This window comes from Pseudoalteromonas sp. SW0106-04, assembly GCF_001293805.1.
GTDB lineage: Bacteria > Pseudomonadota > Gammaproteobacteria > Enterobacterales > Alteromonadaceae > Pseudoalteromonas > Pseudoalteromonas ruthenica.
Genome location: NZ_BCAI01000004.1, coordinates 109,397 through 125,105 on the forward strand (window position 1 = coordinate 109,397; position 15,709 = coordinate 125,105).

The following is a 15,709-nucleotide window of genomic DNA, read 5'->3' on the forward strand; positions in this document are numbered from 1 at the left end:
GAATTAAGCCGCTTGGCTAGAGGTAGTATTTTTTGACTTGTACACAATTAAATCAGCGTCTTAGCGAATTGTCGTCCGCTGAAAATCAAGCCGCAATTGTCGGCATTGTTCGGGGTATTGAGCGCGAGGCGCTGCGTACCAATCGCAGCGGCGGGTTATCGACAAAGCCCCACCCAGTGGCGATTGGTTGTGCCTTAACCAACTCGATGATCACCACCGATTTTTCTGAAGCTTTACTTGAATTCATTACCCCAGTAAGCACCGATCCTGAGGAAACATTGGCTCAGTTGCGTGACCTACAAAAGTTCACTCTTGCGCAACTCGAAGATGAATTATTGTGGCCAGTGAGTATGCCGTGTTATATCCAAAGCCAAGATGAAATCCCGTTGGCGCAATTCGGCTCATCCAATGTTGGTCGTATGAAAACGCTATACCGAGAGGGGTTAAAAAACCGCTACGGCAGTATGATGCAGGCCATAGCCGGGGTGCATTTCAATATCTCTTACCCGCAAACGTTTTGGCAAACCTTGCAGGGTTTAGCTGGGCAAAGTGATGACTTACAGTCTTTTATTTCCGACAATTATTTAGGGTTAATTCGCAACTTTAAACGCGAACTGTGGTTAATTAGCTATTTATTTGGTGCTTCACCGGCATTGTGCGGCTCCTTTTTAGAAGGGCAAGAAACCTCGCTACCGTTTAAAAAGCTTGGTAAAGGTAGCCTATACCTCGAGCATGGCACCGCCCTGCGGTTAGGTGATTTGGGTTACACTAATAGCGCCCAATCGAGCTTGCGGGTAATGTATAACTCATTGGAGGAATATGTTGCCGGCTTAAAAAGCGCGATCAACTCACCTTCTGAGTTGTACCAGCATCTTGATGATTACCATGCACCAAAACCGCAGCAATTAAATAAAAATATTCTGCAAATTGAAAACGAGTTTTACTCGCCTATCCGCCCTAAACGCAATGCTCGCTCTGGCGAGAAGCCAACGCAGGCGTTATTGCGCGGCGGCATTGAATACATCGAAATTCGCGCCTTGGATGTGAACCCCTTTGCGGATACCGGCATCGATTTAACGCAAATTCGTTTCTTGGATGTGTTTTTGACCTACTGCTTATTAAAGGCATCGCCGCACATGGATTGGCAGGAGCAAGGCCAGACACAAGAGAACCTCGATCGGGTGGTCAATCAAGGCCGCGATCCGCAATTGCAGTTGCTACGCGGTGACGAGTCTGTCTCTTTGCAGCAATGGGCTGAGGATATTTTTACCGACCTTGCGAAAGTTGCTGAGTATATGGACCAAGCGCATGGCAGCGATGATTATCAGCATACCATTGCTGAGCTACAGAGCTGGGTGAGCGATCCTAGTAAGACCATATCAGGGCGCTACCTACAACAACTGCTCAGTGATGATGTTGACAATGGTCAGTTTGCCTTGCAATTAGCACAACGTTATAGCGACGCTCATCGTCAGTGGCAGTACCAATGCTTTGACGACGCACATTTAGCTGAGCAAGCTGAGCTGTCAGTTAAGGCACAACAGCAGGTGGAGCAGGAAGACACTGTGAGCTTTGAAGCCTTTTTAGATGAATACTTTGCGGTGGAAAAGGTAGACGCATAAAAAAAGCGCGGCTAAGGTAGCCGCGCAAATTATTCTACAGGGATGAAACAATGCTAAACTGCTGCATTCATAAGTTCAGACTCAGGCTTGCGGATTAAGTTCAAAATAAATGAAAAAAAATTTATCGCTTATTTTTACCCTGTTTATACTTGCTGGATGTGCGACCGCGCCACCTAAGCAACCCGATGATATCTGCAAGATTTTTGAAGAGAAAGAAGATTGGTATTTTGATGCCAAGGACGCACAAGAGCGCTGGGGCTCACCTAAACATGTGTTAATGGCGATGATGTATCAAGAAAGCTCCTTTCGTCATGATGCTGCCCCGCCCATGGAATATTTCTTATGGATCATCCCCACAGGTCGTGCCAGTGACGCCTATGGTTACTCACAGGCAAAGACCATGACCTGGGAAGATTACACACGTGAAACCGATAACGGCGGCGCTGATCGTGACGATTTTGACGATGCAATCGATTTTATGGCGTGGTTTGTGTGGAAAACACATCAGATTAACGGCATTTCGAAGTGGGATGCGTATGCTCAATACCTTAACTATCACGAAGGGTGGGGCGGTTATAAACGCGGCACCTATCGCAGTAAGGCTTGGTTAATGCGCGCCGCGAATAAAGTGAAACGTCGTGCCAGTCGTTATGCGGTTCAGCTTAATCGCTGCGAAGAGGAATTAGATAAGAACTGGTTTGAGCGCTTATTCTTCTGATTGCTGCAACTTAGGTGCACCACTGAAGCGCTGGCTATCTTCAAAGCCCTGCTCCCAGCGCGCTTTATCGGCGTAAAAAATATGTGCTGTGACATTGATATTAGGGTCATCGTCGAGCGAGCCTGCAGGAACAACCAGTATGTCTCCTTGTTGTTGATACATGGGTAATGCCGAGCCGCACCGACTACAAAAGCTTTTGCAGTGAGCGCTGTGTGGGAGTTGGTAATGTCTTACCAACGGCTCACCTGATAACCAAGTGAGCGTGGCCGAGTTTGAGAACAAGTTTGCTCCGTGCGCCGAGCCACTGTCTTTGCGGCAGTGACTGCAGTGACATAAATAGAAATGACTGAACTCACCTTTTATTTCGAAGCGTACCTGTGCGCATAAGCAGCTGCCTTGCATAAGTTTTCTCCTTTGTTTTCATTACTACAAGTTTAGCCAGTGCCACTGTAGTTGCTCATTTATTGCTGCGTATAAATCCAGTCCAATCCTTGGATCAAGGTGCTCGGAAACGCTGTCGCGTGTTTAGCCCCTTCAATAATGCGAAACTTAATCGTCGTGTTTTTTCCGCATTCAGCGGTCATTTTCTCTATTAGTTTTTGCGCCCCAGCCACCATATGCTGCTTTTCTCCATACTTTGGCTGTTCCAAGCTGCCCACTGATACATAGACCTTGGTTGGTAAACGAGGTTTCATCACAGATGAGTGTAAAATAACGTTATTGGCAAACCATACCGATGGGCTACCGATTATATAACTGCTGAACATATCAGGGTAATTGAACAGGATATAGGCGCCAAACAACCCCCCTAATGAGTGTCCCAAAAAGGTGCGTTGTGAGGGGAGGGTTCGGTAGTTCTGCTCAATATAGGTGAAGACGGTCTCGCGGATAAACTTAGCATGACCATCAGCATGGCCAGTTTGAAACTTCCAGTTTGTGGCTTGCACCGGAGTGTAGTCTCTTATTCGACTAGATGGGCCTTTTGAGCCTCGTGAATAGGATATCCCCACAATGATAGCCTCTTTCATTGTGCCGCTGTTCATCGGAAAGCGTGTAGCACCTGAGGCAATCTGAAAGCTATACCAGGCATCCATCAGGTAAATGACGGGATACTTTTTATCTTTATTTATTGCATAGGAGCGAGGCAGCTTTATAAATACAGGGTATATCCGTTTGCTTGTAGGCTCTGTTAATTCGATAACAGCACTTCTTGGTATTTCAAAGGGCTCGTTTGCGAGCCCTGTAGCGCATGTAACGATAAGAATAAAATACAGTAAATAACTCAAGGTCGTCTCCATAATAGACAATAGTTTAACTGGCGCGCATAGGCGCATCCTGTGCTTTGGACGCTGTGAGGTGACGAATACGCTTGGCGATAGGTTGCTCGAAGTATCGGTATGACAAGTAGGCCACCATTATGCTTAGTGCTAAGGCGACAATGAGTTTGAGCTCAACAGTCAACGCTAACTTATTTACCTGCATAATAATGGGCATATGCAGCAGGTATAGCGAATAGGAGATTTTGCCGATGAAATCGCCAAGGCGATTGGCGAGTACAATATTGTTATCAGGGACGAGAAATACGACGCAAAAGAATACCGTGCTCATAACTAGTAACACTTCGTAGCTTAGCCACATTCGTCTTTCATCGCCGCTGGTTAGCGGAGTGAATTGTGGATACATAAGTGGTATTAACAGAAGAACCGCTACAAAGCGGTGCTTTCGCATGTAGTTAGGCACTTTTAGGGTGGGGTACAGTAAGCCCAAAATCACACCCACAAAAAAGAAAGGTAAGGTGCGCAATATGCTAAAGAGGTTATAGGGTATTCCATAAATATCGCCATAAATCCTCGGAAAGTTGGTAAAAAACAGCACAATCATTACCGCCACAATAGCGAGATAAATATAGCCTGTTCTGTTTTTAGCCAGCATCCAAAAAGCAATAAAAACCACATAAAAGTGTATTTCAGGTGGAATAGTCCAAAGTACGCTCTCGCCGTGAACAAATAGCAAGTGGCCGAGTAAGGCGTTGACATCAGGTATGTTATATAGGCTGTCATTCCCGTTCTTAGCGAGTATGAACGAGGCGAACACCACAGCTAGGTACAAGGGCAGCACTCTTGCTGCTCGGGCCAATAAATAGCGCGTGAGGTTAGTGCGATTGAACTCTTTACCTAAATAAAGGTATGCCATCAAAAAACCGCTTAGTAAAAAGAATAACATCACCCCATAGGCACCGGAGCCGCCTCCTAGTGCACCGTCAAACCAGAGGGTTATATCACTGAAATGTGTAAAGAAAACAATAAGTGCAGCGAGCCCTCGCAAGGCATTCAGCTTTCTAATTTCCAACCTAGACTCCTAATCTGAACATTATTTTTATTATAATTCGCCGTAGGGCGTGAAAAATTAGCGCTGCAGTTGAAATTATTGACTAACATTATTGCAGCGAGTTATTACTCATCCTTTGTAAATTTCTGAATGACATCCGTAGCGGGATTCGGTCTTGATACTCATTCCCTGTTTTCTCTTACCCGGAGAGTTTCTTTGAAACGTTCCTGAAGTAGGCAGTAGTGACTGGCCTCCGTGTAAAAGCCTCTACCAACTGTGGTTCGCGATTACAGATAGGAGGAAGCTTCCCCAGTGGTAAAGCCAAGATAGTTAGAATAAAAGCCCGCTATAAAAACAACAACAGTAAATAAACCACCACACGTGCTAATCAATACCTAGGAACTTATAATACTTCTTTATTCTGTGCAGCTTGTTGAAAACAGGTCTTATTTGGTCCGGTAATTAAAGATCCCACACTTCCAGGGTCATTCCATTTTGGTTCTGTAGCCATTCGAACATTGCTTTGCGACCCGGCTGATTGCATTTTTTATAGCCACCGGGTTTACAAATAAAGACAAGGTTTCTAATTTTATTACCTAAGCTTCTGGCCATAAGAGCCTTAAGAATATCTTTTTCAAATTCAGTGTTTGGGTTTTTTATCCCTAATGCAATTTCCACAACCGTCTGTTCTTCGGGAAAATAAAAGTCCACCGCCATTGAGTTGTCGCCACAAATTTTTTGTTCGCTATAATCCTCGCCAAAGGCTTGTTCCGCGCGGCTGCGAACTAAATCGATGAATTGATTTGTTGAAAGGTTCCCGGCTCCAGGTCCTTTTGTATCAAAAAAACCATCCGTTTCATGCGCAATGCTTGAGGCAATTGCATAAAGCTCTTTACTGAGTTTCAAACCGTATCCTTAAGGTATGGGTAATATCGAGGTGCAACTAACAAACGCATTTGTCGCTCCTAGCTAAAGACACCTCAAAGCTTGAACAGTGCATATTATTTATCTATAAAGTCATGAAGTTAGCAAAGGAAAAGGATAATGTCTAAGTATATGTTGGGCGCTGAAAGCGAGCATGACTCCTTAAGGGGCGTTTCTCGGACTTATTTTTTAGCGACCACAAATGAAGTCAGGTTATAAACCGATTTGGTTTGTGGGTCTTTTTATCGCTTTGCGGACTATTGGGCTGTTTACACATGGACAGAGGCTGCTACCTGGAAAAAGGTAGCAGCCTTAAAAGGGTGGCTAGTCTTTATACTTCTTGCGACGCTGCTGTGGGAGCACACGTACCAGCTTAATCATGTTTTCTTTTACTTCCATGACCTCAATCGGGTAGCCCTCAATTTTAAGCCCTAAATTGGCGTCGGGAATATCTTCTAAATATTCGACAATCAGGCCGCTAAGAGTTTTTGGCCCATCTTGGGGAAGATGCCAACCCATTTCTTTATTGAGGTCACGAATATTGGCACCGCCATCAACTAGCACTGAGCCATCGTCCTGCTCACTGACTTCCTCGCTTGGTGGTCGGGTTTGTGTGGTGGTGAAGTCGCCAACCACTTCTTCGAGAATATCCTCAAGTGTGACTAGACCTTGAATATCACCATATTCGTCAACAACTAAGCCAATACGCTCTTTGACCTGCTGAAACTTGTGTAACTGGGTATTCAAAGAGGTGCCTTCGGGAATAAAGTAAATCTCCCTTACTGCGCGAAGCAGCGACGACTTATTAAACTGCTCTTTGGTGAGTAGACGAAGTGCGTCTCGAGCATGAATAAAGCCCACAGCATCATCGATTTGGTCACGGTATAAAAGCACCCGGGTGTGCTGCAAGTTGGTGAGCTGCTTACTGATCACCTTCCAGTCATCATTAACATCAATGGCGTTAATTTCATTACGCGGGATCATAATGTCCTCCACGGTGACCTGCTCAAGGTCTAAAATCGACGTCAGCATGCTTTTGTGCTTGGCCGGCAACATGGCTCCGGCTTCACTTACCACGGTTTTCAGCTCTTCTTTAGAAAGGCTGTGCTCTTCCATTTGCTCTGGGCTAAAGCCAAGCAGACGCAACAAACCGTTAGTGATCCAGTTTAGGGCAATCACAAAAGGCAAAGTTAAGCGCAGCAAATTTTTAAGAATCAGCGAGCTTGGAAAGGCGATTTTCTCTGGGTACAAGGCGGCAATGGTTTTCGGAGTAACCTCTGCAAAAACCAATAAAATAAAGGTCAACCCAAAAGTGGCCACCGCTAAGCCGACGACATCGCCAAACAGGCGAATACCAATAATCGTGGCCACTGAAGAGGCCGCAATATTAACAAGGTTATTGCCAATAAGGATCAAGCCAATAAGGCGATCCGGGCGCTTGAGTAGGCTGCTGACTCGCGTGGCTCCGGCGTGTTTTTGTTTTTCTAGGTGGCGTAGTCGAAATTTATTAATCGACAACATCCCAGTTTCGGAGCTAGAGAAGTATGCGGAGAGTACGATCAGTATTGCTAAAATGATAAACAACGTACTCGTCGATATGTCGTCCAAAGAAGGATCCTTCTATTAAAAATCAAGGTATATTAAGCGGCACTCGCCGCGCGTAGTCAAGTGAACTTGCCCTGAAGATAAAGTAATTGCTTAAAAACGCTGCAATATTACTTCTTGGACAAAGCGACTGCCAAAATAGGCAAGAGTGAGTAGGCCGGCACCGACCATAATAGTGATCACCGAGGATTTGCCGCGCCAACCTCGCAGCTTGCGGCCAATAACAACGGCTAAAAACACCCCCCAGGCGATAATGGAAAGCACCGTTTTATGCGCGTTTTCAATAGCCAGCATGGAATCTAGGAATACAAACCCAGAGAGCAGGGCAAGGCTCAACAAAGCTGTGCCAACAAACACTAATTGGTAAAGTTGCCGTTCGACCACCATCAGCGGTGGCAAGTGGCTGTATACAATGGCTAAGTCTTTGCGTTTAAGGCGTTTGTCGATGAAATAAAACTGCACCGCATACAAGGTAGCAATCACCAGCACGCAATAAGCCAGCAGTGAAATAGAGATATGTGTCACTAACCCTATTTCTAAGCGAATACTTTGCACGATGATATCGTGCGGCATAAATAGGCTAGCGAATAATAAAATAGTGGCAAACCCATACACGACAGGTAGCAATAAGGTGGCTGGAAAGCGCAGTGACACGGCGGTCACTGATAATACGATAACCCAGCAGGTCAGTAGCGATACATTAATAAAAGATAGGTCTTGGCCTTGGGTGGTGAATACCGCATTTACGAGCAACACCATGTGCGTCAAAATCGCAAGCGTACTGAGGATCACCGTGGTTTTTTGCGATGGGCCTTTGGCATCAAACAAGCGAGACAATACGTGCGCGGTAGCGGCACCGTAAAAAGCACAACTCAACAGTGTCAAAATTGTAATCAGCATGATGACCTTTTTTGCTCGTAGTTATTATTCCATCAAGAAGCCATTGTATTTAAAGCGAACACGCTTGCCTAGATCTAATTGCCTTTGCTTTGCACTTGGTGCTGGGATTTGCCCCCCGCTTTCAGTTATAATCGGCGAAAATGTAAGTAGCAACGGAATCGTTAGCGATGTTTGAAAATCTGCAGGAACGATTAGGGAAGACCCTAAAAACCATCAGTGGCCGTGGCCGCCTCACTGAAGACAATATTAAAGAGACGCTGCGTGAAGTGCGTATGGCTTTGCTTGAAGCTGACGTCGCTTTGCCCGTTGTTCGTGATTTCGTCAAGCAAGTCAAAGAGCGTGCCGTCGGCACAGAGGTAACTAAAAGCCTGACTCCTGGCCAAGTGTTTGTCAAAATAGTCCGTGAAGAGCTTGAAAAAGCCATGGGCGAGGCTAACGAAGAGCTTAACCTCAATGCCCAGCCGCCGGCAGTCATTATGATGGCTGGCTTACAAGGGGCGGGTAAAACCACCAGTGTTGGCAAGTTGGCGAAGTTTCTAAAAGAGCGCAAGAAAAAGTCGGTATTGGTGGTGAGTGCCGATATTTATCGACCAGCGGCAATTAAACAGCTTGAAACTCTAGCATCTGAAGTAGATGTCGAGTTTTTCCCCAGCGATACCTCGCAAGACCCAGTTGATATCGCCAATGGCGCCATTGCTCACGCCAAGAAAAAGTTTATTGATGTGGTGTTAGTGGATACCGCCGGTCGTCTTCACGTTGATGAAGACATGATGAGCGAGATTAAAGCACTGCACAGCGCTATTAACCCAATTGAAACGCTGTTCGTGGTTGATTCCATGACCGGTCAGGATGCGGCGAATACCGCGAAAGCTTTTGATGAAGCACTGCCACTTAGTGGCGTGATCTTAACAAAAACCGATGGTGATGCCCGTGGTGGTGCCGCGCTATCGATTCGCCATATTACCGGTAAACCCATTAAGTTTATCGGTGTTGGTGAGCGTAGCGATGCTCTAGAGCCGTTCCACCCCGATCGTGTCGCGTCGCGTATTCTCGGTATGGGCGACGTTTTGTCTCTTATCGAAGAAGTGGAAATGAAGGTCGATAAAGACAAAGCTGCAAAAGTAGCGGATAAGGTCTTTAAAGGCAGCGGCTTTACATTAGAGGACTTTGCTGACCAACTGCGACAAATGAAAAACATGGGTGGCATGATGTCCATGCTTGATAAACTGCCTGGCATGAGTAACTTACCTGAAGGAGTAAAAGGGCAAGTTAACGACAAAACATTTGTGCAAATGGAAGCCATTATCAACTCCATGACACCGAAAGAGCGCGCGCGTCCGGAAATTATTAAAGGCTCACGCAAAAAGCGTATTGCTGCGGGCTCTGGCACACAAGTGCAAGACATCAACAAGCTGCTGAAGCAATTTACACAGATGCAGAAAATGATGAAAAAGATGAAAGGCAAAGGCGGTATGATGAAAATGATGCGCGGCATGAAAGGGATGATGCCACCAGGAATGATGGGTGGCCCCGGCGGCCCTAAATTCTGAGCCAATGCGTTATATAAAAAAGCGTGACAACCGTCGCGCTTTTTTTTGCGTTGCAAAGCGCGTTGAGCGGTGAAATAGTAGGTTCTATATCAATGTAACAAGCGAGGTTGATATGAGAGCGCTCATTATTACCATGCTCTTTTGGGTATTGGTTGGCTGTACAAGCACGGATTGGCGTACTGCCAGTCGTGAAAGTGCGGGTATTGCGCAGCCGGTGAGTGAGCCGGGGGCGGTGATTGAGTTTTATGCTGCTGATGCATTCAGCTGGCGTGGTTGGTTTGCCGTGCATACTTGGCTTGCAATAAAAGAGCAGGGGGCACAGCAGTATACAGTGTATGAAGTGGTTGGCTGGGGCGTGGACCAAGGTCGACCGGCTTTGCGCAGCTATAAAACATCCACACCTGATCGTTACTGGTACGGTGCTAAGCCTGATAAATTTCATGTGGTCAGCGGCGCCAAAGCAGCGGAGCTTATTCCTAAAATCCAAGCTGCTGCGAAGCAGTATCCATGGGAAAACGAATACACGCTCTTTCCAGGGCCGAACAGCAATACCTTTCCCGCATGGATAGGCAGGCAAGTTCCCGAACTTGAACTGGCGATGCCTTTTAGTGCTATTGGCAGTGGTTATGGCGATTAGCTTACGTCGTTTTGCCCAAGGCGATGAGCACGCGTTAGTATCTTTGCTCAATAATGCCCAGGTACAACGTTTCTTATCGCCCAAAATCCCTTATCCTTACACTGAGGCGGATGCCACTTGGTGGGTTCGAGAGGGCGCTCAAAGCGAGCACATCTACGCCATTGAGCACGATAATGAGTTGATTGGCTGTATCAGCGCCACAGTGGGGCAGTTCGAGTACGCTAAATCAGCTGAGGTAGGTTATTGGCTGGGTCAGCCTTATTGGCACCAAGGCTTTGCGAGTGAAGCGCTGCAACAGCTATTAAACAAGCTCGCTCATGGAACTGATTTACTGCGCCTGCATGCAGTCGTATTTGCGGAGAATAAAGCTTCTCAGGCGCTGTTAGCGCGCTGTGGCTTTGTCCTCGAAGGACAGCTAAGGCAAGCAATAGTGAAGCAGGGCCAGCGTTTTGATGGCCTTATTTATGGGTTATTACTTGACGACATACGCTGAACAAACCGGCCGTTAGCGGCAGCTCAAAAGCTAAGATCATCATTTAACCCACACAAACCACGTATTTAATGCAGTTCTTACTTGCATTGTGGCAAAAAATTCGTACAATTCCCGAGCTTCCCTGTATGGGGAAGTTTCACTTATTAATGAAAACAGTCAATCTATTTAGAGGACGGTATGGTAACTATTCGTTTGCAACGTGGTGGCGCTAAGAAGCGTCCTTTCTATCAAATTGTGGTTGCGGATAGCCGTTTCTCGCGTGACGGTCGTTTCATCGAGAAAGTAGGTTTCTTTAACCCTATTGCTGCTGGTCAGGAAGAAAAACTTCGTCTAGACCTTGCCCGTGTTGATCACTGGGTAGGCCAAGGCGCGGCTCTTTCAGATCGCGTAGCAAAGCTAGTTAAAGACGCTCGTAAAGCGGCTTAATAGGCGTAAGTGTAACCATGAGTCAACAAGAGCAAGCCTCAACAATCGTCGTTGGCAAACTCGGAGCCCCGTATGGGATCAAGGGTTGGCTTAAGGTGCATTCATTTACTGATGATCCCCAAGGGATCTTCGATTTCAGCCCATGGTTGATAGGGCAACAAGGTAAATGGCAAACCTTTGAAGTGAGTGACTGGCGTCGCCACAACAAAGGCTTTATCGCCAAGTTTGCGCAAATTAATGACCGTGACCAAGCAATGGCAATGACCAATGCGGAAATCTCGGTTGAAGTGGCGCAATTACCAGAGCTTCCCGAAGGGGAGTTTTATTGGCGAGATCTCATCGGCATGGCCGTGGTAACCACAAAAGGTTATGACTTAGGTCAAGTTGATGACTTGATGGAGACAGGCTCGAATGATGTGCTGGTTGTGAAAGCAAACAGTAAAGATGCATTCGGCAAAGGCGAGCGTTTAATCCCATTTTTGACCGATTCGGTCATTATCAATGTGGACCATGACGAGCGTCAGATTACTGTGGACTGGGACCCAGGCTTTTAATGGCACAAACACCGTTTTGGATGGGGGTAATAAGCCTCTTTCCAGAGATGTTTTCGGCAATTACTGAGCAGGGCGTAACAGGCCGCGCAGTGAAACGTGGTTTAATCGACTTTCACTGCTGGAACCCGCGCGATTATGCAACGGATAAGCATCGTACCGTGGACGACCGCCCTTATGGTGGAGGTCCAGGCATGTTGATGATGGTTGAACCATTGAAGCAGGCCATACTCGATGCGAAAGCTGCGGCAGGCGAGGGCGCTAAGGTAATTTACATGTCCCCACAAGGGCGAAAACTAGATCAGCAAGGCGCACAAGAGCTCGCTCAGTGCGATAAACTGATTTTAGTAGCTGGTCGTTATGAAGGTATAGATGAACGGCTCATCGAATCCTATATCGATGAAGAATGGTCGATTGGGGATTTTATCCTCAGCGGCGGTGAACTGCCGGCCATGACATTAATTGACGCTGTTGCGCGATTAGTGCCAGGGGTGTTAGGTCATAACCAATCGGCTGAGCAAGATTCATTTTCGGATGGCTTGCTCGATTGTCCGCACTATACCCGGCCAGAGATATTGGATGGCAAAGCGGTTCCACCGATTCTACTCAGTGGTAACCACCAAGCAATCGCAAAATGGCGGCAAAAGCAGTCATTAGGGAGAACTTGGCAAAGACGTCCAGACTTGTTGCAAAACCTAGCTCTGACTGAGGAGCAAGCGCAGTTACTCGCTGAATATCAGCAAGAAAACTCATAGCTTGTGGCTAGAAGACAGTTACACCTAGGAAAGTGAGAAATAAAATGGCAAAAGTAAACCAAAATATTATTAAAGAGCTTGAAGCTGAACAGCTTAAGCAAGACGTACCAAGCTTCGGCGCTGGTGACACAGTTGTTGTACAGGTACGTGTAAAAGAGGGTAACAAAGAGCGTCTACAGGCCTTTGAAGGTGTTGTAATCGCTAAGCGTAACCGTGGCCTACACTCTGCATTCACCGTGCGTAAAATTTCAAGCGGTGAAGGCGTTGAGCGTGTATTCCAAACGCACAGCCCACTTGTAGATAGCATCACAGTTAAGCGTCGCGGTGCAGTACGTCGCGCGAAACTTTACTACTTGCGTGAGCGTTCTGGTAAGTCTGCACGTATTAAAGAAAAACTTAATTAATACGCGCGTTTTACTAAGACGTGATAAAGCGGGCCAGCTAGTAATAGCTGGCCCGCTTTGGTTTTTACAGGCAGCGCCTTATGCTCCCTCTCGCTGCAGGTGACTCCTCGCATATTATTCAACACCTTGTTACCTCTTGCCCCTTTTCCAGACTTACTAATATTGCTACTATCGATGTATTAATTAGTTTACCACGTGTAATTTTAAGTTTACATTATGACCCCAAAGCAGCAGCTAGCCCAACTTCGCAATCAAATCGATGCCTGTGATACCGAACTCGTTCGCCTCCTTGCCAAGCGTAACCAAATCACCGAGCAGGTAGGCAAAATAAAGCAACAAAGCGGCGCTCCTTTGCATGCCCCCGAACGCGAGGCGGCGTTGATCGCGGCGCGGCGTAAAGAGGCTGAAGAAGCGGCGGTTAACCCTGACTTGGTCGAAGATATTTTGCGGCGCATGATGCGAGAGGCCTATCAAAACCAACAAAGTGAGTTGGCTTGTGTTTGTAAGTCGCTCAATCCGGTGGCGATTGTCGGTGGCCGTGGAGCGATGGGGCAACTATTTGCTAAGCAGCTTACCCGTAGTGGTGTTGAGGTGCGTATTATTGACCGCCAAGAACAGCAAAGTGGCGAAGCTGCAAAGTTACTCAAAGGCGCTAAATGTGTGCTTATTAGTGTACCTATTAACGCCGTAGAGGAGGTTGTCGCCAACCTTCCTGCTTTGGACGACGATGCCTTGCTAGTTGATATCACGTCTGTGAAAGAAAAGCCCTTAGCGGCGCTAACCAACAAACACAGCGGTCCAGTATTGGGCTTGCACCCGATGTTTGGACCAGATATTAGCCATTGGGTTAAACAAACGGTGGTGGTGTGCAAAGACGTAGAGAGTGAAGCGGGTGAGGCGTTGTTGGCTCAGCTTAAAGTGTGGGGGTGTCAACTTGTCACTATGAGCGCACGCAAACACGACGAAGCCATGCAAATAATCCAGGTTATGCGTCACTTAACCACCTTCGTATATGGCCAGTTTCTAGCTAAACAAGAACATAGCTTAGCAGAAATTCGCGATTGCTCGTCCCCTATCTATCAGCTGGAATTAATGATGGTGGGCCGTTTGTTTGCACAAAGCCCGGAGCTGTATAGCGACATCATGCTTGCGCAGTTTGAGCGCGTTGAGCCGCTCTTGGAAGCGTATAAAAATACCTATGAACATACTTTAAGTATGCTACGTGATAAAGACAAAGAGGCGTTAATGAGCGCATTCTCTGATGCAAAAGTGTTCTTTAGTGATGCCAGCGATCAGTTCTTAAGCCAAAGCCGAGCTTTGTTAAATAAAGCCAATGATGCCAAGGTGTTAGGTTAGTCTTTACTTTATCAAAGGTGTGTTCCGTGTGTAGAAAGGCATTGATGGCGCCTTTCTACACAGACAGGATTACATTTTTGGCGTAACCGCTTTAAGCGATTCACTTTGGTAGCAGCCTAAAACGCGGATAAACTCAGTGAAGGGTTTAAGCTCTTCTAAGGCTTGATTAACATTAGGGTCGTCGATGTTCGCTTCTAAGTCGACATAAAACACTTCTTCCCAAGGGTTGCCTGGCACCGGGCGAGACTCTAGTTTCACTAAGTTAATTTCACGCTGTTTGAAAATCATCAGAGCATCAGCTAAGGCGCCCACCTGTTGCGAGGTTGACATAATTAGCGATGTTTTTGTGGGGATTTGCATTGATACCTGAAGCGGTTTGCGGGCAACCACAATGAAGCGGCTGTGGTTTTCACTTTGATTAGCAATCGCCGTTTGCAGCACCTCTAACCCTAAATGCTTGCCGGCCTGCGCCGAGCCAATTGCCGCGCTGTGCTCGCACTCAAGCGCTGCCTTCATTGCACTGGTGGTGGAGTCGCAATGCTCGAGCTGCACCTGATCCAACCCTTGGATAAACCGGCTGCACTGAGCGAATGGCTGAGGGTGGCCAAAGAGCTTATTGATATCGCCCAGCTCGGTCCCTGGTTTGGCTAATACACAGTGCTCAACGCTGTGGGTTACTTCACCGACAATCGACACTTGGGCATGTTGCAAGAGATCAAACACCTCATTAATACTGCCAGAGCTGGTATTTTCAATGGGCAGTACGCCAAAGTCTGCTTGGCCTTTTTCCACTGCGCCGGTGATTTCATCAAATTGTGAACAACCAAGTTCCACGAGCTTGCCTGGGCGGCGGCTGAAATACTTATGTACGGCCAGTTGCGAGTACGAGCCTTGCCCTCCTAAGTATGTGACTCGGTTGGTCGTCCCTAAGGCTTCGGGGTTGAGGTTTTGTTGCAACATGGCCTGTTGGTGCAACACCGAGTCCTCTAAAATACGTTGGAACACATTGTTGATATAATAAGCGTCTAACCCTAAGGATTTGCCATAGCTTATCAAGTTCTCCAGCAGTGCCTGTTCCCGGGCTTCATCACGTATGGGTTTATTGTTGTTAATTTTATACTCCACAACGGAGTGTGCGATACGGCGGCGTTTAGCCAGCAAAATCAAAAGCTCGGAGTCTATTTCGTTAATATCCCGGCGCAATGCATGCAGCGTTTCGTTAGTCATTATTAGGTTTCCTCATTCCCAAAACGAAAAAAGCCTCCCGGTGGGGAGGCTTTAGCATAAGGTGAATCTCACGTACTCGCTATCGGCCTCCCTAACAAGGGCGGAAGATAAAAAAGCGAAAAAATACGAAAGAGATACTGTTCATACTTTCAATCTACTGGTTCCACTCTATGCAAGTCAACAGCTAAATCGGGCTAATTTGATATTTCTCAA

17 protein-coding genes are annotated in these 15,709 nt (G+C 46.7%); 10 read left to right on the plus strand and 7 right to left on the minus strand.

Annotation, left to right across the window (positions count from 1 at the left end):
- The first annotated feature begins 32 nt into the window (after positions 1-32).
- Together gshA and W04_RS06865 are read left to right on the plus strand one after the other, a co-directional pair.
- Positions 33-1,622, plus strand: coding sequence for a glutamate--cysteine ligase (gshA, locus tag W04_RS06860; protein WP_053910298.1), 1,590 nt, complete (start codon positions 33-35; stop codon positions 1,620-1,622).
- A 109-nt stretch (positions 1,623-1,731) separates the two neighbouring features.
- Entirely contained in the window at positions 1,732-2,340 is a 609-nt protein-coding gene (locus W04_RS06865; protein ID WP_053910299.1) for a transglycosylase SLT domain-containing protein, read from the plus strand.
- Here W04_RS06865 and W04_RS06870 read toward each other — a convergent pair.
- From W04_RS06870 to W04_RS06895, 6 genes are all read right to left on the minus strand, one after another.
- Positions 2,329-2,742, minus strand: coding sequence for a GFA family protein (locus tag W04_RS06870; RefSeq protein ID WP_053910300.1), 414 nt, complete (start codon positions 2,740-2,742; stop codon positions 2,329-2,331). The genes W04_RS06865 and W04_RS06870 overlap by 12 nt on opposite strands.
- A 59-nt stretch (positions 2,743-2,801) precedes the next feature.
- Positions 2,802-3,674, minus strand: a complete 873-nt coding sequence (locus W04_RS06875; protein WP_306341148.1) for an alpha/beta hydrolase — start codon at positions 3,672-3,674, stop codon at positions 2,802-2,804.
- Positions 3,652-4,689, minus strand: coding sequence for an acyltransferase (locus W04_RS06880; protein WP_053910301.1), 1,038 nt, complete (start codon positions 4,687-4,689; stop codon positions 3,652-3,654). The genes W04_RS06875 and W04_RS06880 overlap by 23 nt, the downstream gene beginning before the upstream one ends.
- A 441-nt stretch (positions 4,690-5,130) precedes the next feature.
- Entirely contained in the window at positions 5,131-5,574 is a 444-nt protein-coding gene (locus tag W04_RS06885) for a hypothetical protein (RefSeq protein WP_053910302.1), read from the minus strand.
- Positions 5,575-5,916: 342 nt separating this feature from the next.
- Complete coding sequence (locus W04_RS06890) at positions 5,917-7,200, minus strand: HlyC/CorC family transporter (protein WP_082342165.1); 1,284 nt, start codon at positions 7,198-7,200, stop codon at positions 5,917-5,919.
- A gap of 90 nt (positions 7,201-7,290) precedes the next feature.
- Entirely contained in the window at positions 7,291-8,097 is an 807-nt protein-coding gene (locus W04_RS06895) for an inner membrane protein YpjD (protein WP_022945759.1), read from the minus strand.
- A gap of 167 nt (positions 8,098-8,264) precedes the next feature.
- Here W04_RS06895 and ffh point away from each other — a divergent pair, with 167 nt between their 5' ends.
- From ffh to tyrA, 8 genes are all read left to right on the plus strand, one after another.
- Positions 8,265-9,647 (plus strand): signal recognition particle protein, encoded by a 1,383-nt coding sequence (gene ffh, locus W04_RS06900; protein WP_022945758.1) that lies wholly within the window; start codon positions 8,265-8,267, stop codon positions 9,645-9,647.
- Between the two features lie 112 nt (positions 9,648-9,759).
- On the plus strand, positions 9,760-10,284 hold the full coding sequence (locus tag W04_RS06905; protein WP_053910303.1) for a DUF3750 domain-containing protein: 525 nt from the start codon (positions 9,760-9,762) through the stop codon (positions 10,282-10,284).
- The gene (locus W04_RS06910) at positions 10,274-10,777 is read left to right on the plus strand and encodes a GNAT family N-acetyltransferase (protein ID WP_053910304.1); all 504 of its coding nucleotides are present in this window, start codon (positions 10,274-10,276) and stop codon (positions 10,775-10,777) included. Before W04_RS06905 ends, W04_RS06910 begins: the two co-directional genes overlap by 11 nt.
- A gap of 177 nt (positions 10,778-10,954) precedes the next feature.
- Positions 10,955-11,203: a 30S ribosomal protein S16 gene (gene rpsP / locus W04_RS06915; protein WP_022945755.1), complete on the plus strand. Its 249-nt coding sequence runs from the start codon at positions 10,955-10,957 to the stop codon at positions 11,201-11,203.
- Between the two features lie 17 nt (positions 11,204-11,220).
- Positions 11,221-11,757, plus strand: coding sequence for a ribosome maturation factor RimM (gene rimM / locus W04_RS06920; RefSeq protein ID WP_022945754.1), 537 nt, complete (start codon positions 11,221-11,223; stop codon positions 11,755-11,757).
- On the plus strand, positions 11,757-12,509 hold the full coding sequence (gene trmD, locus W04_RS06925; protein ID WP_022945753.1) for a tRNA (guanosine(37)-N1)-methyltransferase TrmD: 753 nt from the start codon (positions 11,757-11,759) through the stop codon (positions 12,507-12,509). Before rimM ends, trmD begins: the two co-directional genes overlap by 1 nt.
- Before the next feature lie 44 nt (positions 12,510-12,553).
- Entirely contained in the window at positions 12,554-12,913 is a 360-nt protein-coding gene (gene rplS / locus W04_RS06930; RefSeq protein ID WP_022945752.1) for a 50S ribosomal protein L19, read from the plus strand.
- Between the two features lie 216 nt (positions 12,914-13,129).
- Positions 13,130-14,269, plus strand: coding sequence for a bifunctional chorismate mutase/prephenate dehydrogenase (gene tyrA, locus W04_RS06935; RefSeq protein WP_053910305.1), 1,140 nt, complete (start codon positions 13,130-13,132; stop codon positions 14,267-14,269).
- A 69-nt stretch (positions 14,270-14,338) separates the two neighbouring features.
- Here the strand turns inward: tyrA and W04_RS06940 are convergent, their stop codons facing one another.
- On the minus strand, positions 14,339-15,496 hold the full coding sequence (locus W04_RS06940; protein ID WP_045978186.1) for a chorismate mutase: 1,158 nt from the start codon (positions 15,494-15,496) through the stop codon (positions 14,339-14,341).
- Between the last annotated feature and the right edge of the window lie 213 nt (positions 15,497-15,709).